General features: G+C 47.8%; 21 protein-coding genes. 18 read left to right on the forward strand and 3 right to left on the reverse strand.

Translation table 11 applies throughout. The features are described from left to right. Nucleotides 1-104 precede the first annotated feature (104 nt). The 18 genes from HMPREF0080_RS11485 (at nucleotide 105) to HMPREF0080_RS00800 (ending at nucleotide 18377) form a co-directional block, all read left to right on the forward strand. Nucleotides 105-386 (forward strand): CpXC domain-containing protein, encoded by a 282-nt coding sequence (locus tag HMPREF0080_RS11485; protein ID WP_006789157.1) that lies wholly within the window; start codon nucleotides 105-107, stop codon nucleotides 384-386. A 418-nt stretch (nucleotides 387-804) separates the two neighbouring features. After that, nucleotides 805-5301, forward strand: coding sequence for a phosphohydrolase (locus HMPREF0080_RS00725; RefSeq protein WP_006789159.1), 4497 nt, complete (start codon nucleotides 805-807; stop codon nucleotides 5299-5301). Nucleotides 5302-5350: 49 nt separating this feature from the next. Next, a complete protein-coding gene (locus HMPREF0080_RS10365; RefSeq protein ID WP_006789161.1) occupies nucleotides 5351-5662 on the forward strand; it encodes a hypothetical protein in 312 nt (103 codons plus the stop codon). Continuing rightward, nucleotides 5663-6628 (forward strand): lactate dehydrogenase, encoded by a 966-nt coding sequence (locus tag HMPREF0080_RS00730; protein ID WP_006789162.1) that lies wholly within the window; start codon nucleotides 5663-5665, stop codon nucleotides 6626-6628. Nucleotides 6629-6643: 15 nt separating this feature from the next. Further along, nucleotides 6644-7738 (forward strand): flavodoxin family protein, encoded by a 1095-nt coding sequence (locus HMPREF0080_RS00735; protein WP_006789163.1) that lies wholly within the window; start codon nucleotides 6644-6646, stop codon nucleotides 7736-7738. Nucleotides 7739-7821: 83 nt separating this feature from the next. Continuing rightward, entirely contained in the window at nucleotides 7822-8850 is a 1029-nt protein-coding gene (gene pta, locus HMPREF0080_RS00740) for a phosphate acetyltransferase (RefSeq protein WP_006789164.1), read from the forward strand. Between the two features lie 330 nt (nucleotides 8851-9180). Next, nucleotides 9181-9990, forward strand: a complete 810-nt coding sequence (locus tag HMPREF0080_RS00750) for a purine nucleoside phosphorylase YfiH/LACC1 family protein (RefSeq protein WP_006789166.1) — start codon at nucleotides 9181-9183, stop codon at nucleotides 9988-9990. 86 nt (nucleotides 9991-10076) lie between these two features. After that, a complete protein-coding gene (locus HMPREF0080_RS00755; protein ID WP_040346686.1) occupies nucleotides 10077-10760 on the forward strand; it encodes a YggS family pyridoxal phosphate-dependent enzyme in 684 nt (227 codons plus the stop codon). 13 nt (nucleotides 10761-10773) lie between these two features. Then, nucleotides 10774-11265, forward strand: a complete 492-nt coding sequence (locus HMPREF0080_RS00760) for a cell division protein SepF (protein ID WP_006789168.1) — start codon at nucleotides 10774-10776, stop codon at nucleotides 11263-11265. Nucleotides 11266-11277: 12 nt separating this feature from the next. Beyond that, complete coding sequence (locus tag HMPREF0080_RS00765) at nucleotides 11278-12063, forward strand: YlmH family RNA-binding protein (RefSeq protein ID WP_006789169.1); 786 nt, start codon at nucleotides 11278-11280, stop codon at nucleotides 12061-12063. A 28-nt stretch (nucleotides 12064-12091) separates the two neighbouring features. Then, complete coding sequence (locus HMPREF0080_RS00770; RefSeq protein ID WP_040346695.1) at nucleotides 12092-12598, forward strand: DivIVA domain-containing protein; 507 nt, start codon at nucleotides 12092-12094, stop codon at nucleotides 12596-12598. 86 nt (nucleotides 12599-12684) lie between these two features. After that, nucleotides 12685-13092, forward strand: coding sequence for a hypothetical protein (locus tag HMPREF0080_RS00775; RefSeq protein ID WP_006789171.1), 408 nt, complete (start codon nucleotides 12685-12687; stop codon nucleotides 13090-13092). Continuing rightward, nucleotides 13049-13885 (forward strand): Cof-type HAD-IIB family hydrolase, encoded by an 837-nt coding sequence (locus tag HMPREF0080_RS00780; protein ID WP_245527177.1) that lies wholly within the window; start codon nucleotides 13049-13051, stop codon nucleotides 13883-13885. Before HMPREF0080_RS00775 ends, HMPREF0080_RS00780 begins: the two co-directional genes overlap by 44 nt. Before the next feature lie 15 nt (nucleotides 13886-13900). After that, nucleotides 13901-14809: an RNase adapter RapZ gene (rapZ, locus tag HMPREF0080_RS00785; RefSeq protein WP_006789173.1), complete on the forward strand. Its 909-nt coding sequence runs from the start codon at nucleotides 13901-13903 to the stop codon at nucleotides 14807-14809. Nucleotides 14810-14824: 15 nt separating this feature from the next. After that, nucleotides 14825-16168 (forward strand): gluconeogenesis factor YvcK family protein, encoded by a 1344-nt coding sequence (locus tag HMPREF0080_RS00790; RefSeq protein ID WP_006789174.1) that lies wholly within the window; start codon nucleotides 14825-14827, stop codon nucleotides 16166-16168. An 8-nt stretch (nucleotides 16169-16176) separates the two neighbouring features. Then, nucleotides 16177-17094, forward strand: coding sequence for a DNA-binding protein WhiA (whiA, locus tag HMPREF0080_RS00795; RefSeq protein ID WP_006789175.1), 918 nt, complete (start codon nucleotides 16177-16179; stop codon nucleotides 17092-17094). Nucleotides 17095-17105: 11 nt separating this feature from the next. Next, the gene (locus HMPREF0080_RS08985; RefSeq protein WP_006789176.1) at nucleotides 17106-17531 is read left to right on the forward strand and encodes a hypothetical protein; all 426 of its coding nucleotides are present in this window, start codon (nucleotides 17106-17108) and stop codon (nucleotides 17529-17531) included. Between the two features lie 33 nt (nucleotides 17532-17564). Then, nucleotides 17565-18377 carry a hypothetical protein gene (locus HMPREF0080_RS00800; RefSeq protein WP_006789177.1) on the forward strand — a complete coding sequence of 271 codons (813 nt, stop codon included), beginning with the start codon at nucleotides 17565-17567 and terminating at the stop codon, nucleotides 18375-18377. A 134-nt stretch (nucleotides 18378-18511) separates the two neighbouring features. Here the strand turns inward: HMPREF0080_RS00800 and HMPREF0080_RS00805 are convergent, their stop codons facing one another. Genes HMPREF0080_RS00805 through HMPREF0080_RS00815 form a run of 3 tightly spaced genes read right to left on the reverse strand, consistent with a single transcriptional unit; the run spans nucleotide 18512 to nucleotide 20717 of the window. Beyond that, nucleotides 18512-19294 (reverse strand): basic amino acid ABC transporter substrate-binding protein, encoded by a 783-nt coding sequence (locus HMPREF0080_RS00805; RefSeq protein WP_006789179.1) that lies wholly within the window; start codon nucleotides 19292-19294, stop codon nucleotides 18512-18514. Nucleotides 19295-19308: 14 nt separating this feature from the next. Beyond that, nucleotides 19309-19944, reverse strand: coding sequence for an HAD family hydrolase (locus tag HMPREF0080_RS00810; RefSeq protein ID WP_040346704.1), 636 nt, complete (start codon nucleotides 19942-19944; stop codon nucleotides 19309-19311). 5 nt (nucleotides 19945-19949) lie between these two features. Continuing rightward, a complete protein-coding gene (locus tag HMPREF0080_RS00815; protein WP_006789181.1) occupies nucleotides 19950-20717 on the reverse strand; it encodes a basic amino acid ABC transporter substrate-binding protein in 768 nt (255 codons plus the stop codon). Between the last annotated feature and the right edge of the window lie 377 nt (nucleotides 20718-21094).

Genomic DNA, 21094 nt, shown 5'->3' on the forward strand with positions numbered 1-21094 from the left:
ATAGGATACAATATCGCTCTATTGCCATATAAAGAGGAAGCAGACGGTAACAGGGAAGTTATGCGTCTCCGGTATTCCTATGATATAATAAACGGCAGAATCAAATGTCCCGCAGGAGAAAAAACAACCGAGGTGCGCAGCTGTTAAAGATATTTTTACAAAAGGTAAAGGAACGATATCACTTGTCCCGTTGCGGTGAGCCGGTTCGTATGGAGGCGCCGTGTCTCTATGTTGATAAAGGGCGTAAATTTGCCGTTTGGAATATGCCTGATAAGACTTTTGAATTTGCGGCTGAACGTGTGCGGGAAGAAGCGGGACAACGGTCCTTTGGCGATTATGATTGTCGTGCTACCCGCTCATGGAGCGAATTCGTGAAAAATTATTGAAATGGAGAGGGCCGTTGACGAGCGGGTTTGTGAAATTATTAAATACGGTGCGTACAGCGTGATAAAAGAAAAACGTAAGCTTGTTCTTTGGAAGCGTGTTATATTGAGTAGCGCATTGACGAAAGTGAACAGAATAATTTGGTTCTTATATTATTTAGGTGTGCCTATAAGTCCGGTGAAGGGTATAATTTACGCTGTAATTGAGAACGGTCAAGCCGGCTCTGAGCGCAGCGGTATTGTTACCGTTTAGGTTTTACTTTTATTCATTTTAAAACGGAGTTCTTGCTGAATCATCATATAGGCCGAGAGCGGTGGGAAGAAGGCGGTAACCCTTTCACGGGCGGTGTATAATGAATATATAATATATACTTTGCAATAAAGACCGTTTGAGAAAGCCTTTCGTCAGAGGAGAAAAGAGATGCATACACATATCGCTTCGGATTTGCGTAAGATTATAGAAGAAGGGTTGCGGCAGAAACGTTTTTTAACGTTTGCCGGACTGTCACAGCGGGAAGCGGCTCAGCTTGTACCGGCACAGAAGCTCGATGAGATTGCGACGGCCATAGCTGCAACTACAGGAGCGGACGGACGTTTTGACATTTTGCCCGTGACGGATTTATTGAAGGAAACTGTGGAAGCACTGAACAATGAACCGCCTTGCGGTTGGCTTCGCTATTGTTATTATTATATTTTGGCACAGATTTATCCGGAAAATGTGGCTTACTGGACGGATGATCATATTGAAGAAGTACTGAAGGATGATCATATTTACAAAACGGGACGGGCTTTGGTGCTGCAGATTCTGCGTTCTCTTTTTCGCTATGAAAAGCTTTATTTGCCCTTTGCACCGACCAGAGAAATGCACTTTCTCAGCGCAGAGGAAATTATTCGAAACGATTTTAATCGCGAATATTTACGTCTTCGTGAAATCAGTACAGACTTATATATTTATGAATTTATGCGCATCGGCTGTACAATTACCCCTTTCGACACACTCGGACATGTTTGCGGCGTTCATTATGTATCCACCTTTACGGCACGGCAGCTCTATCGTGCCGGTGTCCCCGTCGATATCGGTCTCGTTTCCGGTGCCGCCGCCACTCATGATATCGGCAAATACGGTTCTAAAAAAAGTGAAGAGCGGCGTGTTCCATATTTGCATTATTTCTATACGGATCTTTGCTGCCGCCGTATGGGTATTCCCGCAATCGGACATATTGCGGCGAACCATTCCGTGTGGGACCTGGAACTGGAAAATCTGTCTGTCGAAGCGCTTCTGCTTATTTATGCGGACTTCCGCGTTAAGAGTGAGCGCGTGGACGGTAAAGAAATTGTTCGTTTTTATACTCTTGCCCAGGCATTTAACGTTATTTTGGACAAGCTTGATAATGTGGACGAAAAGAAAAAGCATCGTTATCAGAAAGTCTATGCCAAGCTGGCGGACTTTGAGTCTTATATGAAAGAGATGGGCGTAGAAACGGATTTGCCCGCCGATTTTGCGGACGAACCGGCCGTGCGTACGAAAAAGAAACGCCCTGAAGCGGTTTTGCTTGAAGGCGAAGAAGTAGTTGATGCTCTGTCATATGCGGCAATTGACCATAATATCGAGCTCATGAATATTTTCCAGAAGGAGAATAAATTTTCCCGCCTCGTTGAAGCGGCACGAAGTGAACGCAGTTGGAAAAACGTGCGTAATTATATCGGCACATTTGAAGAATATTCAACGTATATGACAGAGCAGCAAAAGCTGATGACCCTGCAGTACCTTTATGAAGTGCTCACCTATAAAGACGTGGATATCCGCATGCAGGCGGCACGCCTTATGGGCGTTATTGTCGCTAAGTTTACGGAACATTACTCCAAAGAACTGCCTGAAGGAGTTACACTGCCGGGGAAAAAAGTGACCGGCGTTTCTCTCTTTGCGCACTATCTTTCTATCATTATCAAACCCGGCTGGCGCTTTACGTACCAGCACAGGCTCTGGATATCTTATTGCCTGGGGCCTTTTGTGCAGGCGGCGCTGCAGAATTGCGACGACGGCGAGCGGACGGCGTATATCGCATTCCTGCAGACCTACTATGAGCGCACAAATTATCAAAGTGAAATATGTATTGTTCTGCTTACGGCACTGATGGAAATTGAAGCGGTCCATGTAGAACCGTCATTTCTCGAAAGGGCGCGTACATTTACGGCGGCGGCCTTGCACAGTGATGACCGTCATGTTTGCGTGGCGGCGTTACGCTGCAAGGAACATCTTTTTGACGACTATGCTGAAGAAAGGTATTTCGCGGATTTACTGGATCTGTTGGAACTTCCTCATGATGAAGAAGCATTTGCCGAACGGGAGGGTCTTCTCTTTTTAGATAACTTAAAAATGGGAACGCATTGGGTTGTGAAAGAGGCCAATATAGAAATCCTCCTTCATTATCTCCAGGCATTGCCTGACAGAAGCAGCGTGATGCATTTGGGAACGCATTTGACCAACGTTCTGAAAATGAGTGAGAATCCTTTCGTACAGCGTGCTGCCGGCGCGGCCCTGTTGCGTGTATCTCATTATATGACCTATACACAGCGCAATGAAATTGCCGTGGAATTGTTTAACGGTTTGGAATTGGGGGACCTTCGTATTTCTCAATACGTGCCCGAATATTTAGGCCGTATTATTCTTCAGCTGGAACCGCGGGAATTGGATGAATGTATTAATACGCTGGAAACGCAAATTCTCGCTGCCTCCACACAGGTTGCGTCATCCATGATTCATACGGTAGGCGTCATGCTCGGCAATTTTCGCGAGTTCTCCGAACGATTTCCGGAAGATGAGGGGAATAATCTGCGAAAGCGTCGTCTCCTTTACGTCATGATCAAGGCTTATGCGCATTATGACAAGGAACTCAGCCGTGACGCATTCCGGCATATGGGGCGGTTTATTTTTGCCAATCCCGATTTAACATTGGCGGAAGTGGATTTTCTTTTTATTCATTCATATAAGAAAATTCTTATTCTCCTGGCTGAAGAACGGGAAGAGCCGCTTGATTTTTACAGTAATGCGGCCGTACTGAACCATATTTACCGCTATATAGGCATCCATCAATTCATTACGGGCCCCTTCCCGTTTGAGAAGAAACGCAAAGTTTGCTTTTATCCGGGCACGTTTGACCCGTTCAGTCTCGGGCATAAAGCCGTCGCCGTACGCATTCGTGATCTCGGGTTTGACGTATATTTGGCTCTTGATGAATTTTCATGGTCAAAACATACGCAGCCGCGGTTGATGCGGCGTAAGATCATGAACATGTCGACAGCCGATAAAGAACACATTTATCCGTTTCCTGACGATATTCCCATCAATATGGCGAATCCTGCCGATTTAAAACGTTTAAAAGCGATATTTGCAGATCGGGAGCTTTATATTGCCGTAGGCACGGACGTCATCAAAAATGCGTCCGCCTATAAGAACGAACCGACGGAACATTCCATTCATACGATTAATCACATCGCTTTTGAGCGGGAAACACGGGAGAATCACTATTTGAACAGCGATGCTCCCTACCCTATCCAAGGAGAAGTGGTGCCGCTTTTACTTGATAAATTCTATGAGGATATCAGCTCTACGCGTATCCGTGAAAATATTGATTTAAACCGTGATATATCAAACCTCATTGATGCAGTGGCACAAAGCTTTATCTACAAAAATAACCTTTACCTTCGTGAACCGGCGTATAAGCATGTTTTTGAAGCAAAAGATATGAGTGTCGGCACGTATAAGGCGAGAGGGCATGAGAGCTTATGGCCTATTCAGGAAAAACTGGTTACCTTGGGATATAAAACGGAAAATGTGGAAGAATACATAGAGAAAGGGAATGTCCGTACCCTTTACATAGACAGTGCCGACAAGAATAAAGAAATTATTGCCTACGCGGCGGCGCATCATGTAGGAACCCGTGATTTACACGGCGAGTTCGGCGATGCTGCGGTTGTCTCGCACATTCGTACCGTGTCTGAAGGCAGCGTTGCTTCTATAGGCTTTATTTATGCCGATACGTCCTCGGCCATTGCCAATATTTGGGAAATTATTATTACTGAACTCATGTCGGAGCTCATTGCCCGTGATTACGCCTATGCCGTATATCACCCTGTGGATAAGGGGGGATATGATGAGGCCGTTTTAAGAGCGCTCCAGGATCAGGGGTTTCGTGATATTGCGCCGGATCGTGCCGGGGCGCCTGTTTACGCAGCCAGCTTAAAGGCCCCGGTTGTGCTTTTCCGGGATGTGGAAACTGTTTTGAAGAATCCGTTTAATAAAAACGAGTGTATTTCGGATGCTCTTGATAAGGCCCATAAACGACTTCTTTCGGCAATGCGCCATATTTATCCGGGTAAGCTTATTCTTTCTTTCAATACGAGTGTCGTGCACAATAAGATCATCAAGAAGGCCGTACAATTGAACGGCGTCTCGATTACTCGCGATGAACAACGACGTTATGGCCCGTACATGTCCGTCCCCTTCGGTAAGACTCTGAGCGATGTGCTCGTGCCCAATACAGTGACGAAGGCGCTGCATATAGAAAAATATTTCAACCGTTCCGTGGAAGGGTTTACGATGGCGGAATCATGCCACTATTCGTCTGTCGATAATCAGGTAAGGACCATTAAATCCTTCAATAGACCCGTTATTCTTATAGATGACCTGCTGCACAAAGGATACCGCATGCAAATGCTGGCGCCCCACTTGGAAAAAAACGGTATTGACGTCAGGGCCGTTTTAACCGGCGTCATGACCGGTCGTGCCATGGATATGATGACGGAAAAAAGGATAAAGACGGAGAGCGCATACTTTTTGCCGACCTTGGAAGTATGGCTCAATGAACGGGACTGCTATCCCTTCCTGGGAGGGGACAGCATAGTGAGCGTTACCTGATTACGACGGTCAGGATTCCAATCCTTTTATCAATCTTGTCTTACCGTACGTGAAGCCGGGCTTTGTCGGCGGCGGTGATGATGATGCGGCGTATACATATTCCATGATTTGTTTGCAGAATGCCCGCGACATTATGGAAGCATTGCAGCAGGAATATCAACGTATATTTGAAAAGAGACTGACTTTGAAACGGCTTGGCGAAGTTGTGACACCCTTGCGTATTCCCGATATGGATGTAGGCGTCATATTCGATGAAAACATGAATCCGTCACGCTTTATTGAAAATGATATAGAACGGCTGATCCGGCTGCGTTGGAAGCGCAAACAATCGCAGAAACGGAGCGGGAAGGAGGCGGAATAAATGTTTATTCACGATCTGCCCGGTGAAATCGGCGTGGCTGAAGCGGTGCCTTTGGAACCTTCGCCGCTGCCGCCGCGGAAAGTGAGGCTTCACATTGTTGCCCTCGGCGATGTGGGGGCGACTATGCTTATAGGACTGCGCCTTCTCGGCGGTGATGTCATTACAAGCTGCGGCATATATGATCTTAACCGGAAAAATTTGGAACGTTTGGAAATGGAAATCAATCAAATTCAGTACCCTGACGGTGAAGGGGACCTGCCGGCTGTCGAAATCATAACGGAAGACAGGTTGTTTGATTGTGATGTATTCGTATTCTGCGCTACAAAAGGCATTCCTCCCGTCGGTTCCGACTGTGATGTACGCATGGCTCAGTTTGCGGCCAATCGCGGTTTAGCCGTGTATTTTGCGGAGATGGCGGCACGAGCATGTTTTAAAGGATTGGTCTGTATCGTCTCCGATCCTGTGGATCCTCTTTGCAAGGCTTTTTTACAGGTATCCGGCCTGCGAGCTTCTCAGATTCAGGGATTCGGTCTTGGCGTGATGAACGGACGAGCCAGATATTACGCCTGTAAAGATGGTCGCTTTGCCTCATACTTGACGGAAGGCCGTGTTTACGGCCCGCACGGCGAAGACCTGGTCGTTGCCAACAGTCTGGCGCAATATGATGATTCCTTGTCGCGGGATTTAACGACATTGGTCGTGCGGGCTAATATTGCTGTCCGTAATTTGGGCTATAAACCTTATATTGCGCCGGCTTTTTCGTCTGCCGCCATTTCTGTTATTCTTGCTTTGCGGGGCAGCTGGCACTATGGTTCGATCTGGCTCGGCAGCCGCTCGGAAGGGGCTTTCCTCGGCGTGCGCAATCGATTTTATGACGGACGTGTGGAATATGAAGATGTGCCCGTGCCTCCGGCGTTATATAAACGAATTAAAAAGGCCTATTTGAACCTCTGCAAGCTTTCGTGAAGGAGGCCGTTGCGCATGGTCTATCTTATTCGTATAACATGTGAGGGCTCCGCGTCGGCAGCACGCCTTGACGGAGTACTGAAGCGCGTATTACCCCCGGGAGAGTATGTAGAAATAACCGGTCCGGAAGGGTTGTTGACAATTAAAGATAAGCTGCGCGGACAGGTCTGCATCTTTACGGTTTCCCTGGGACCGGGTGGTATGAATGAGGAATACAGGCGGCTTATTGCGGCTCTTTATACGTCTCCGCAGTTACTGGAAGGTGTTTGCGGCGGTATTGTTATTGACGGACCGGACGAGCTTTTTACCAAAAAGATCGGCAGAGAGCTCCTGTTTATCGCTAATCGGGCGGGGTGTTTGTTTCCCGGCAAACCTCTTGTCGAGGCGACGGGATCGCTTCGCAATTTTAATGTACAGGCCCGCCTGTTGCAATCAAGCCCTGCCGAGGCCTATAAAACAGCGGTAGAACAACTTGTTGGAAAGGCCGTCGCCTTGACACGGAAGCCCCGGGAGAAATTTGATAAACAACACCTGCTTGTTCTGCATGCGAGCAGTCGCGCCACGTCTAATACATTGCTGCTCTGGAAAATAGTCAGATCTCATTTGTCGCGGAGAACAGAAATAGAAGAAATTTCTTTGCGTAACGGCGAACTGGTCGATTGCCGGGGCTGCAGCTATGAAACGTGTTTGCATTTCGGCGAAAAAGGGGACTGTTTTTACGGCGGCCTGATTGTGGACGAGGTATATCCGGCTGTTAAGAAATGCCATGCCTTATTATTGATTTGCCCCAATTATAATGATGCCGTCGGCGCCAATATGACGGCTTTCTTCAATCGCCTGACTGCTCTTTTTCGGACGGACTTCAAAGAATTTGCGTCAAAACGGGTTTATGCGCTTGTCGTGTCCGGATACAGCGGCGGAGATATTGTTGCCGAGCAGATTGCCGATACCATGAGCTGTAATAAAAATTTTATTTTACCGCCTCATTTCGCTCTTGTGGAGACGGCAAACGAGCCGCGGAGTATTCTCGCCTGCCCGGGGATAAAGGAGCGGGCGGCAGCCATGGCTGTGAGAATAGAGGGTGATTTTTCAGAGCCTGCATGCAATTAAAGGTTTTCAGCGGTATACATTTGTACTATAATAAACTGGTACTAATTTGTATTATCAGTTATATATATAAGGAGTGGTACTGAATGAGATTTACAGACGATTTGAAGTCTCGTGTGGCCAAAGCACAGAAAAAAATTGTATTGCCGGAAACAGACAGCCGTCGCGTACTTAAGGCTGCGGAACGTGTTTTGGCGGAGGGGTTTGCCAAGATCGTCCTGGTAGGCAATGAAGAACAGATTCTTAAAGATGCCGAAAAATTCCAGATTCGCTTGGACGGTGCTGAAATTGTAGATCCCTCTACGTATGCGCGCTTGGATGAATTATGCCGGTACTTCGCGAAGAAGCGTGAAAAGAAAGGCATGACGGTAGAAAAAGCCCGCGAAATCATGACGAACAACTATACTATGTTTGCTTGCGGCCTCGTCGTTCTCGGCGACGCTGACGGCGTTGTTTCCGGCGCGGCAACGACATCGGCCGATGTTATCCGTGCAGGTCTTCAGGTTGTCGGCCCGAAACCGGGAAATAAAACGGTTTCTTCCGCCTTTATTCTGATTACGAACACGCCGCAGTACGGTGATAACGGTATTCTTGTCCTCGGTGATTGCGGCGTTATTCCCGATCCGACATCGGAACAGTTGGCGGATATTGCCGTGATGTGCGTGGACCGGGCTCGCCGCACCGTTCAGATTACAGACCCGAAGGTCGCTATGCTTTCGTATTCCACGAAAGGCAGTGGCAGCGGCGGATCCGTAGATATAGTCCGTGAGGCTGTGGAAATTTTAAAATCCCGTCACGTGGATTTCGATTTCGACGGTGAAATTCAGGCCGATGCGGCGATCGTGCCGGCCGTAGGCGAACATAAAGCCCCGGGTTCCAAGGTTGCGGGTCATGCAAATGTACTTGTTTTCCCCACGTTGGATGCTGCTAATATCGGATATAAGCTGGTGCAGCGGTTTGCTAACGCGACGGCTCTCGGACCGTTGGTACAGGGGCTGGCTAAACCGGTCCTTGACCTCTCCCGCGGCTGCTCGACCGAAGATATTGCCGATGTCGTTGCGGTTTGCTGCTCCGATGCTATTGCTGTTGATAAAGAAACGGCCACTAATGCATAACATATGTTTTAAAATCGGATTCGGGCTTTTGTCCGGGTCCGATTTTCTTATTGGCACCTTGCGTGTAGGCAGGCCGAAAATATGATAAAATAAAAATTGTATTTTGCGATTTTATAAAGAGAAATTTGCCGTGTCGGGCAGCTTCTTGTTTTGGCAGCGATACGTTTCTGTATACAGAAACGTATCCCGGGGAACTCCTGCTGTGGAGTATTTTTGATAAAGGGTTGAAGGACGGTTGTTTGGAAAAAGAACCGGCACAAGCCGAACGGGGCGCCAATACACGGCCTTGTTTTTACGGCTGTAATCGATGCGATAGTTGCGGAGGTCACGGTGACGACGCGAAGACATAGGGAGAAAACGATAGTCTGGGAAGAAAGTATCCGCCTCGCGGCAGCGGGGCTGCGGCATGGTTTTACGGAACGGGCCGGCGGCGTAAGTGTCGGCGTATATGGGTCGCTTAACCTCTCTCTTGATGTCGGTGATACAGTAGGCGATGTCCTGGAGAACCGTCGCCGTTTCTGTGAGGCTGTCGGTTGTGATATACTGCGCTTAACAACGGCTTGTCAGGATAATGAGGCGCATATCGTCGCGGTCGGCCCCCGTGAAGCCGGAGCCGGCGCAGGCAGTCGGCACGATGCGTTGGCGCGGACAAAGGCATTGATGACGGACCGGGCGGATACGCCTCTGTTCCTTTGTGCGGCAGACAGCGTCCCCCTAGTCCTGTTTGATGACGAGTACGAAGCCGTCGCTGTTGCTGTTTGTGATATCATGGCTCTTGAGCAAAACCTGGCCGGTAAGGTTGTCACTGCCATGAATATTGTTTACGGCAGCCGGTGTGAGCGCCTGCGCGCCTATATAGGGCCTGCTGTCTCGCCGGTTCATACTACCGTGGGCCGGGCGATTGCCGAAACCCTGATTGGAACGGTACAGCGGAAGACGGGGATTTTGCAGAAGAAAGGCGAAACTGTTTACGCCGATCTGAAATATCTGGCCGTGCGGCAAATGGTGGAGGCCGGTATGGATATAAGCCGCTTCGATATAAGTAAGAACTGCACTTATGAATCGGCGGAACGCTTCTTCTCTTCCCGTCGCAGCGGCGGCATATGCGGCCGTAACGCTGTCTTTGCACTGTTGACATAAAAGCTTTTAAAAAATACTGGTAATTACAGACGCAAATATATATAATGGATACGTATAAGTTTTTTTTTATGACAGGGGGAAATTGCTTGATCAGAGAGAATCTCGAAAGCGTTCGCAAGCGCGTTGCCGCCAGTGCGGAACGTGTCGGCAGAACAGACCCTATTACATTGGTGGCCGTTACAAAGAATCATCCCGTTGAAGAGCTGATGGAGGCTGTAGCCGCAGGGGTGACGGATGTCGGTGAAAATCGTGTCCGGGAAGCATTGAGTAAGCAGGAATCTTTCCCCGACAATCATGTAATATGGCACCTTATCGGTCATTTGCAAACAAATAAGGTAAAACAGGCTGTTGCGCATTTTGACCTCATTCATTCTGTTGACTCTGTACATTTGCTGGAAGTAATAAATAAAGAGTCCGGGAAAATCGGCAAGGTCCAAGATATACTGTTACAGGTAAATGTTGCCCGTGAAGAAAGCAAGACGGGCATGGCCGTGGAAGTATTTCCGGAAATATGTCGGCGTGCGGCTGAATTGGAGTATGTTCGTGTACGGGGGCTTATGTGTATGGCACCGAATTTTGAGAATAGTGAAGATGCACGCCCCATATTCCGTATAGCCGATGCCTTGTATGAGGATATGAAAGATAAATTTCCGAACGGTCAGGTCCGATGTTTATCGATGGGCATGACTCATGATTTTGAAATAGCGATTGAAGAAGGCGCAAATATCGTCCGCGTCGGTACGGCTATATTCGGGCCGCGAAATTACTAAGGAGGATTTTATCATGGGATTGAAAAGTTTATGTCAACAGGTAGTTAATAGTGTGGGAGGCCTCAACGAAGACGACGAGTTCGAAACAGATGAAGAATTCGAAGACGAAGAGGACCTTGATGAGGTACAACCGGCACGTCGCCATATTGCAGCACCCCGGCGTTCTTCCCTGGGAAGTTCACAGGCTGACCGTCCGTTAAAAATGATGATCGTTGAGCCGGAAACCTTTGATGATTCTCAGAATATTGCCGATTACTTGCGTGAACGCAAGCCTGTCGTTATCAATTTTGAAAACACGCCGGCCGATGTGTCCAAACGGGTTGTTGATTTTATCAGCGGAGCAACGTATGCGCTTGACGGCAATATTCAAAAAGTGGGGAAGGATATTTTCCTTTGCGTGCCCAGCAATGTGTCCGTTGATCACGGTAAACGTGAATACGGCGATTTTACGGCACAACTGGCTTGGAAAACAGCGGCTGATGAATCCGAACAACCTCGGTCTTAAGGTGATTGTCGCGTGAAGAACAGAGACAATATTATTCGATATTATAAGGGAACCGATAACGGCGCGCTGGCGGCCCGGCTCATCGATCTCGCCGACAGTACGGACAAAGGCCGCCCTTATGCGGTAAGTGAATTTGTATCGCCCGGCGCCGTGCAAATCGGGGAGACTGTCAGCGCTCATGCGGCGACGCTTGTCCTACGGGTTAACGGCGGTTATGAAGGCGCCGAACGGGTCAAATTATGTTTTATCCGCAACGATTATGAAGGGTCCGTCGATTTCGGGCTCACGGCCTGCCGTATTACCTGGGATGCGCGTTATCGCCTGCTGGGGCATCGCGATGTTTTGGGGGCGCTTATGAGTCTCGGTATCGATCGCGGCCGTTTCGGCGATATTATTATGCATGAAGACGGTGCCGTTATCCTGGTGGATACGAAACTGTTGCCATATTTACAGCAGAATTTAGGAAAGATCGCTATGGTTTCCGTTACGATTTCGGAAGTGCCTGTCGCTTCTATTCCGCCCCGCCGGGAAAAAATAAAAGAAATTAAGACAACCGTTGCGTCGTTGCGGCTTGATGCCGTCGTTTCGTCGGGATTCGGCATTTCTCGTACAAAAGCGGCGGAAGCGATTAAAGGCGAACGGGTTCAGGTCAACTGGCAGCCTGCCAAAGGAGCGTCTCAGGAAGTCGGCACCGGTGCAGTTATTTCACTGCGCGGCAAGGGCCGGATGGAACTTGCCGAAGTGACGGGCACGTCGCGCAAAGGGCGGACCGGCGTTTTATTAAGACGCTACATGTAGGTCTTACTACAGTTAGGAGGAAATTTACATGTTGACACCTATGGATATTCATAATAAAGAATTCAAGAAGGGCTTTCGCGGTTACGCTGAAGAGGATGTAGACGCTTTTATGGAAAGTCTTGCAGCAGATTATGAAAAGGTATATCGTGAATACTGTGAACTGAAAGAACGCTGTGAATCATTACAGGATAAACTGTCTCAGTATGAAAAGATGGAAGCGACCATGAACAGCACCCTTATGCTGGCGCAGCAGACCGCTGAAAATGTAAAGGTTGCCGCTCGTAAAGAAGCGGAGCTCATTTTGCAGGAAGCGGAAAACAAAAAGAAGCAGATGGTTGATGAAACGGCGCTCAATATGCAGACGACACAGCAGGAATTGGATACATTAAAAGCACAGGCTAACGGTTTCCGCGCTAAATGCAAAGCTATCCTGACCAGCCAGCTGCGGCTTTTGGACGACATGGTGCTTGAAGATGCAGCGGCTGAAGAAGCCGCTCCTGAAACGACAGCGGACGTACAGGAAGAAGATAATTGAGAACAAATGCGACATGATATGCTCTCTATGCGGCGTAAGGGTATTGCGTTGCCGGAGAGTATATTTTTTATAAGACGGAGAAATGTATGAAAAAGTTTATAGTAGCAACTGTGATGACCGTACTTATCGGTATTTGTACGGCAAGTGCATATAATCCGTATGCCCCCAATCCTTTTGATACGATGGAAAAAAACTCTTGGGAGTATATATACGTAAAGGAGCTGACCGATGCCGGACTGACCGGCGCGACGAAAGATAAAATCAGTCCGGCATACAGGTTGACGCGGTATGAAATGGCCCAAATGATTGCTGCGGCCGTTGAAAACAGAGATAAGGCGACTGCTGAAGAACGGGCTAAAATCGATAAGCTGGCTGAGGTATTTTCCGATGATTTACAGTATGTTGTGACAAAACGGAATACAACAAACGATAATCAGGGCGGGATTACTTTTGAGCGGCGCACAAAGGGAACACAACAACCGAATCGTGAATAAGATAAAACTGGTGGCGCTGGATTTGGATGATACGCTGCTGCGTGATGACGGTACCGTTTCGGAACGTACGGTAACCGCCCTGCGTAAGGTTCGTGAAGAAGGAATTATGACGGTTATCGCTACAGGCCGCATGTATGCAACCGCTAAACCGTATGCAGATGTATTGAAGTTGGGAAATATACCGCTCATACTCTTTTCAGGAGGGCTTATTCAATTGTCCGAGACGAAAGAAAAGCTTTTTGAACGCCCTCTTTCTGTTGATGCGGTGACTAAAATAAATGCCATGGCGGAGACGAACGGTTGGACGGTACAGACGTATATAGATGATGCGCTCTATGTGAGAGCAAGGAATGAACTGGTCCGGGCTTATGAAGAGCATACCGGTATTCGCGCCGTTGCCTGTGCGACAGCTGAACGGATTCCGCGGGGCAAAGCTAATAAGATGCTTGCGCTCGGTACTGCCTCAGCGCTGAATACCGTACAGCAGCGTATCCTTGCCGACTTCGGCAAGGACGTGGAGGTTCTTTTTTCCAGACCTGCTTATCTGGAGATAGTAGCCGCCTGCACATCCAAGGGAAGAGCATTGGAAGCGCTGTGCGGGTATTACCGTATTCGTCTTTCTGAAACGGTGAGTTTCGGTAACGGCGAAAATGATACGGCGATGTTAAAGGTTGCCGGTTTTTCTGTTGCTGTCGGTAATGCCGTGGATGAAGTAAAAGACGCGGCTTCATACGTAGCCCCGACAAATAATGAAGATGGTGTGGCCGAAGCTTTAGAACGATTCGTTTTATAATGGAGGGAATCTCTTATGGAACAGTTTCATTTAATCATCATCACGGGTCTGTCCGGCGCCGGTAAGAGCCATGCACTGCAAATTTTGGAGGACATGGGGTATTTCTGCATTGATAATATACCGCCTGCTCTTATTCCCGAATTTGCTTCTATCTGTGCCCAAAGCGGCAGTGAGCGCGTACGCCACGTAGCGGTCAGTGCCGGTATCGGTGATGACGCCTATCTGGGCGGCCTGCGGCAAGCGGCGGCGGATATGCGCGGTAACGGCATATCCTGCGAGATTGTATTTATGGAAGCATCGGAACGGACATTGATCAGCCGTTATAAAGAAATGCGTCGGGTTCACCCGTTTGCTACACAGGGGCGCATCAGCAAGGGAATAGAAGTCGAACGTTCACGTTTTGCCGAATTGCGGCGACATGCCGATGTTATCCTCGATACGACGGGGTTATCCGTAAAAGAACTGAAAGAAGTGCTTCAGAAAAAATATGCTATCCGCGGTAAAGAAGATGTTTTTTCCGTTACTGTCGTTTCCTTCGGATTTAAATTCGGTATTCCCATTGATGCGGATATTGTCGAAGACGTTCGTTTTTTACCGAATCCCTATTATATCGAGGCACTGCGCCATTCGTCGGGGCGTGTGCCGGCAGTACGCAATTATGTGGAAGCTGCGGATGTGACGACGGAATTTAAAAAGAAATGGTTTGATTTTATCGATTTTCTTCTGCCTTATTATAAGGCGGAAGGTAAGGGCCAACTCGTTATTGCTGTCGGTTGTACAGGCGGTATGCATCGCAGTGTAGCCATGGCGGAAGCTATGTACAGGCATTTGCGTGACCGGGGAGTTCCCGTAACCATCGAGCATCGAGACATGGATAAGAATGAAGTGGAATGTGATGCTCCCGGTTATGAAGGGGAAGAGTGATAGGGGAGATTACTAATGAAACTTTTCAGATGGCTGCGGCCGGGTGTACACGTGAAGAGGTGGCTTTTTCTCTTCGGTATCGGTATGATGATAACCAGTTTCGGCTTGATACTGACATTTAATTACGAATGGATCGGTGCGCTTGAAGAATGGACCTTCCGTATGCTTTATGAGGCAACGGGCCATTACAACTATACCGTACTCGCTTCTCTCGGTATTGTCGTACTTCTTTCGGGTGTTTTCATTATGGGGTGGGCCACGCGGAAACTTATCCGTACAATGTTGGCGATTGTCATGCCGAATGAATCGGGGAATTTCAGTGATCTTATACTTGAAAACCTGAAATTATCCAAGGGCCCGAAGGTTGTCGTTATCGGCGGCGGGACCGGGTTATCCGTCCTCTTACGAGGACTGAAGAACAAGACATACAATTTGACGGCTGTAGTTACCGTTGCCGATGACGGCGGTTCGTCCGGCCGTATACGTCAGGATTTGGATATGATTGCTCCGGGCGATCTGCGTAATTGCCTTGTCGCCCTGGCTGATAAAGAAGGGCTTATGGAAAAACTCTTCGCTCACCGTTTCGGCGGTTCCGGCGGTTTGTCGGGCCACAGCTTCGGCAATCTCTTTATTGCCGCGCTCATTGAAGTTCTGGGCGATGTGGAAGGTGCCATGAATGCAACCAGTAAAATTTTAAAGGTTCGCGGCAATGTTATTCCTTCATCGGCGGAAACGATTTTGCTGAATGCTGAAATGACGGACGGTACTGTCGTTCGGGGAGAGTCGCAGATTCCTTTGGTAAAAGGGAAAATCAAGCGCGTTTTTACGACTCCCGCCGACCCTAAGGCCGTTACTTCGGCAGTAGAAGCCGTTCGGCAAGCTGATGCCATTGTCCTGGGGCCGGGCAGTCTTTACACCAGTATTATGCCGAATCTGCTTATTCCGGATATAGGCAAAGCGATCATTGAAAGTGAAGCTAAGAAAATTTATATTTGCAATGTAATGACGCAGCCCGGGGAAACGGACGGCTACAGCGTGTCCGACCATGTTGCGGCTATTAATCGTCATGCCGGTAAAGAAATTATCGATTTTGTACTGGCTAATAACGGCGAAATCGATCCGCCGGTTTTACAGCATTATGCTGAAGCGGGTCAACAGCCCGTGCGCATTGATAAAAAAGAAACGAGCAGGGAAGGCGCTACCGTTATTCTTTCTAATCTTGTCAGCAAAGAAACGGGCTCCGCACATGATCCGAAAAAGTTGGCAACCGTTCTTTTCGATTTGATCAATGCCTTGCGCAGCGATTTATCGCCACAACTCCTGCATTATTATTTAAAACGGTATAACCGTAAGCGCTAGGAGGAATCATGTCCTTTGCGGAAGATGTGAAAAATGAAGCGGCCCATTATGAAACAAACGATATAAACAGCCGCCGGGCCGAATTGGCTGCCCTTTTATGTATGGGCGGAACGGTTTTGTACGGTTGTGACGGTTACGTCGGCATGGAATTCAGTACAGCCAATAATGCCGTTGCCCGCCGCGTTCTCTCAGGTTGGCGACTTATCTCGAAGGTCGCTCCCGAAGTAAGTGTGCGCCGCGGATTGAAATTGCGGAAAAAGAATTACTATATCCTGCGCATTGTTCCCGGTGCGGCAGCGGCAGCTGCTCTTGCCGCGTTGGATGTGTACCCGCCGAAGCGCGAGTTTCCGCATTTACGATTAAAGAAAAATGATTACGGGCGGGCCTTTTTACGCGGTGCTTTTATGGGCAGCGGATCCGTTAATAAGCCTAACGGCGATTATCATCTTGAATTGATGACGCCCGACGAACAGCTGGCAATAACGCTGCTCAAATTAATGCGTCACTTTCATTTGCCTGCAAAATTGACCGACCGTAAGGGGGAATACCTCGTTTATATAAAAGAGGGAAACGGGGTCTCGTCGTTTTTGCAATATATCGGAGCCGATAAAGCCTATTTGGATTTTGAGAGCGTGCGTGTTGTTAAAGAAATGCGTAATAATGTCAATCGCATTGTCAATTGCGAAACGGCCAATCTGCAAAAGACCGTTGATGCGGCGATTAACCAGATCAGGGATATAGAAAAGCTCCGGGCCTCCGGTCAATACGGCTATATTTCGCTGAAATTACAGGAAACGGCGGAACTTCGCTTGGCCAATCCCGAAGCGACGCTTGGCGAATTGGCCGAACTTTCGGGGCTTACGAAATCCGGACTGTCCCATAGATTTCAAAAAATTCGAGATATTGTAAAACAGTTGGAAAGGTAGGAACAGTGTATATGTATATTGGAAAGTACGGGTGCCGTATAGCGGCAATCACCGTGTTGTCTTTTTTTTTCGTTTCCGTGCAGGCCGCTGATTTACGTACGCCTGCCGTTATGGATAAGTTAGTCCGTCTACCGATGAAAAGTATCGCTCTTTCGACACCGGTTGATTCGGGTAATCTTCTTTTTTCGGACAGTCCCGAATATGCGGAACGGGACGGCATGCTGTATAGTGATATTGTTCGCGGCGACAGTCGCATGTATTTTTATCATGTCAATCAGACGGATAGATTAAAAAAGTTTGTCGTTGTTGCGTCCAATACTGAGGATAAGCCTGTCGATATTTATGTGCACGGCTCCTGGCATAGCCGTCCCAGCACGGATTATTATGCTGTCGGCCGTGAATTGTCACAGATTTACTATAAAGAACATCGGAATTAACGGAAAATAACGGTACCTGCAGGCGGCACTGTTTTGCTGGATGAAGGGTTAAATAATGTATCAGTATTGCCGGATCAGCTCTTTTCGGGAATTGTTGATTTTCGAGTTGACGGAGCGGCTCAGGTATCTTCCGTTATGATGCCGTTTGATGAAGACCCTCATGAATTTATGAAACGAGCTTTTCTCGTTTCCAGTGATGATGTAAAACTGCGCGGTCGTTTTAAAGGAAAGGACCGTCTGTTAAAGACCGTTGTTCCGTATATGCCTGCTGACGGTATAGCGTATATTCGTCTTGCTGACGGGGTGACGGATCTTTTTCTCAAGGGACCGGATATCCTTGATAACCGGCCGTCTGAAAATGTCGGAAATTACGGGGTTGACTATACGGTCCTGGTTAATACGAAGGGAAAGGGAGCGGTTCATCTTTACTTTAATCCTATTGGCGGCGAATACTCGGGTATTGTTGAAGTGAGCCGCCGGCAAAAAAACGGTTCGACCGATGTCAAGCGGATCGACTTGCCGCGAAATGGACGGAGTATGGGGTATAATGATGCTTATGCCATGGAATATGTGGATACATTTAAAGCGGGTGATAAGATAACGATTCATTTTATGCCGCCGGGAGCTGCGAATTTACCCGTCCAGTATATCTTTGTTCCCGACAATGTCAGCAAAAAGGTTATTAAAGAAGTGACGGAAGAAGAAAATAAAATCAAAGCCCTGACTGCTGCAGCCGTGAATTTGCACGCTTCACAAAATCCCACCAATCCTGAGCACAGCGATATGCAGGCGAGCGATCATGCGACACCGCCGATACGTCTGTTGGACGGTGAGAAGACGCGGTGATTTTCATAAGAAAGATGAAAATAGGCCGCATGGAAGGTTTATGAAATGTTCCCCGAATACGAAGAACCGGTCTTCCCGACGTATGAACACGAAGAGAAGACCGGCTCTTTATCTGTATGGAAAAGATGGCATATTTATTCTTTAGGTTCCGTACCGAACCATTTCTTGTATAATTTTGCGTATGTTCCGTCCGCTTTGAGTTCCTGCAGCGCTTTATTGATGTCTTTCGTTAATTCCGGCTTATCCTTGCTTGTAGCCATTGCTACGCCGCGGGAAACAATAGGTTCACCGACCAGTTTCAGTTTATCTTTACCGCCCTGTTGCAGGTAGTAAAGAGCGACAGCCTGATCAATGGCCACGGCATCACACGTCCCGGCTTCCAGTTCCATCCAGCCCTGTGTGTTTGTATCAACTTCTTTTACGGTCGCGCAGTTTTCTTTAGCAAGGTCTGCAGGTTTTGAACCTATCTGAGCCGCAACTGTTTTTCCGTTCAAGTCATCAAAGCCGTTGATTGTCGAGTTGTCATTTTTTACGACTACGACATAACCGCCTTTGAAGTAAACATCCGTGAAGCTGACCTGTTCCCTGCGTTCCGGGGTGGCGTCCATACCGGCGGCGATAAGGTCGATCTGACCGCTCTGGAGAGCGGGAATAAGAGCGTCGAAGCCAAGATTTTTGACTTCCATCTTATAACCGAGTTTATCGCAGACGGCTTGGGCCAAATCAATGTCGAAGCCCACGTCTTTTTCGTTTTCTGTAAATTCGAAGGGCGGGAATGTCGGCTCCGTGCCGACGATTAATGTTTTTTGAGCATTCGCCGCGTTGTCGGATTCAGATGTGTTGTTCCCGCAGCCCGCTATAAAAACGGAAATTACTGCAACGGCTGCAGCTAAAAGGGAGATATACTTTCTTTTCATTGTAAAAAAACCTCCTAAATTAACTCACTTAAGTTTTTCATGATTCTGTAATAACCGGCTGTTTTGAAGTCTTCCGCGCTTGTCGTGCCTGTCGTCACGGCGGCAAAATCAACCCGGCTGTTGGCAGCGGTTTCTCCGTCAATGAGCGTATCGCCGATATAAAGAATGTCTTTGTCGGGCAGGGCGTAACGTTTTTGTATTTTTTTGATTCCTTCGGGAGAAGGTTTCGGGCTCCGTACGTCTTCACTGCCGATGACGCAGTCAACCAGATCCGTTATCTTATCGCGAACAAGCGTTTCCATAATGCGGGAACGGGTTTTTGTAGAAACGATACAACAGAGGGCCCCTTGTTTTTTCAAGGTTTTCAGAGTCGGAACAACTTCTTTATATAACCGTGTGTTTGCCGTCATGTATTTATCGGAATAACGGATTTTGTACCGCTTAATCAGTTCTTTCAGTTTAGCCGGCGATGTTTCGCCTGTGAGCAAAGACATGGCGTCGTACATTGTCATACCGATGGTGGCGCGTATACGGTCTTTCGGATAAGGACCGTAACCTTCGTCGGCAAAAAGTATTTCGAAACACATGACTATGCCTTTTTCCGAATTGGCCAAGGTATAATCGAAATCAAAGATATATGCCTTATACATGAAATCTAAATTTTCGGTTCCGTACCGAACCATTTCTTGTATAGTTCAGCGTAAGTGCCGTCGGATTTTAACTCGGCCATAGCGTTGTTAACCTTTTCCAGCAATTGAGGATCGTCCTTGCTGACTGCTAGTGACATACCGGTTGAGATAATCGGTTCACCTACCATTTTCAGCTCTTTGCTGCCGCCCTGCTGCAAGTAATACATGGCAACGGCATTGTCAATGACAACGGCATCACACGTCCCGGCTTCCAGTTCCATCCAGCCCTGTGTATTTTGATCGAACTGCTTTACCACGGCTCCGTGCTCCTGGGCATAGTCAACTCCTTTGGTGCCGACTTGTGCGCCGACTGTTTTCCCGGCTAAATCGTCGAAACCGTTGATAGTCGTGTTATCTTTTTTAACGACGACCGTATAACCGCCTTTAAAATAAATATCCGTGAAGTTAACCTGTTCCTTTCGTTCCGGCGTAGCATCCATGCCCGAAGCGATCATGTCGATCTGACCGCTTTGCAGGGCAGGAATAAGAGCATCGAAACCAAGGCTCTTGATTTCCGCTTTTTTACCCATCATTCCGGACAACGCTTTGGAATAATCAATGTCAAAACCGACATAGGTATCGCCTTCCGTAAATTCAAAAGGAGGAAAGGTCGGTTCCATGCCGATAACTAACGTATCCTTAGCGGTCTTTTGCTCCTGTTGGGAACCGCAGCCGGTAAGGATAGCGGCTGCCGTCATGAAGACGGCGGCAAATAAGAGTATCTTTTTGTTCATATCCAAACATCTCCTGACATAATTTATTTTTTATAATTATACAATTTTAAAACTATAAAAACAAGGGTGAAAAATAAAATAATAATTTGTTTCGGAAAGAATGTTCTAATAATACAAGATAAGCAGAATGATGCAGGATTTAAATGAACGCGGATATTATACGAAATAAATGTATAAAACATATAAGATGAATCGGGGATTTTCACAGCCGGCGATATACGTTGCCGCTCCGGATGATCTTTCCCCATGCACACCTTGGGCAGGGATCACCGCGTGACTGTCTCTCCCGGTTTCTATCTGGGGTGTAACATATGTGTTGCACCCCTCCGGCAGGAAAGAAGGGGTTGACAGGGCAGGGAAAGATTTGGTAAGATAAA

Source organism: Megasphaera geminata F0357 (genome assembly GCF_000239275.1).
GTDB lineage: Bacteria > Bacillota > Negativicutes > Veillonellales > Megasphaeraceae > Megasphaera > Megasphaera geminata.

Excerpts from the sequence above, each read along its gene's own strand:
- HMPREF0080_RS00805 (WP_006789179.1), bottom strand. The coding sequence starts at position 19,294 with ATGAAAAGAAAGTATATCTCCCTTTTAGCTGCAGCCGTTGCAGTAATT.
- HMPREF0080_RS00790 (WP_006789174.1), top strand. The coding sequence starts at position 14,825 with ATGAAACTTTTCAGATGGCTGCGGCCGGGTGTACACGTGAAGAGGTGG.
- HMPREF0080_RS00760 (WP_006789168.1), top strand. The coding sequence starts at position 10,774 with ATGGGATTGAAAAGTTTATGTCAACAGGTAGTTAATAGTGTGGGAGGC.
- HMPREF0080_RS08985 (WP_006789176.1), top strand. The coding sequence starts at position 17,106 with ATGTATATTGGAAAGTACGGGTGCCGTATAGCGGCAATCACCGTGTTG.
- whiA (WP_006789175.1), top strand. The coding sequence starts at position 16,177 with ATGTCCTTTGCGGAAGATGTGAAAAATGAAGCGGCCCATTATGAAACA.
- HMPREF0080_RS00770 (WP_040346695.1), top strand. The coding sequence starts at position 12,092 with ATGTTGACACCTATGGATATTCATAATAAAGAATTCAAGAAGGGCTTT.
- pta (WP_006789164.1), top strand. The coding sequence starts at position 7,822 with ATGAGATTTACAGACGATTTGAAGTCTCGTGTGGCCAAAGCACAGAAA.
- HMPREF0080_RS00815 (WP_006789181.1), bottom strand. The coding sequence starts at position 20,717 with ATGAACAAAAAGATACTCTTATTTGCCGCCGTCTTCATGACGGCAGCC.
- HMPREF0080_RS00725 (WP_006789159.1), top strand. The coding sequence starts at position 805 with ATGCATACACATATCGCTTCGGATTTGCGTAAGATTATAGAAGAAGGG.
- HMPREF0080_RS00810 (WP_040346704.1), bottom strand. The coding sequence starts at position 19,944 with ATGTATAAGGCATATATCTTTGATTTCGATTATACCTTGGCCAATTCG.
- rapZ (WP_006789173.1), top strand. The coding sequence starts at position 13,901 with ATGGAACAGTTTCATTTAATCATCATCACGGGTCTGTCCGGCGCCGGT.
- HMPREF0080_RS00730 (WP_006789162.1), top strand. The coding sequence starts at position 5,663 with ATGTTTATTCACGATCTGCCCGGTGAAATCGGCGTGGCTGAAGCGGTG.
- HMPREF0080_RS00775 (WP_006789171.1), top strand. The coding sequence starts at position 12,685 with ATGAAAAAGTTTATAGTAGCAACTGTGATGACCGTACTTATCGGTATT.
- HMPREF0080_RS11485 (WP_006789157.1), top strand. The coding sequence starts at position 105 with ATGTCCCGCAGGAGAAAAAACAACCGAGGTGCGCAGCTGTTAAAGATA.
- HMPREF0080_RS00735 (WP_006789163.1), top strand. The coding sequence starts at position 6,644 with ATGGTCTATCTTATTCGTATAACATGTGAGGGCTCCGCGTCGGCAGCA.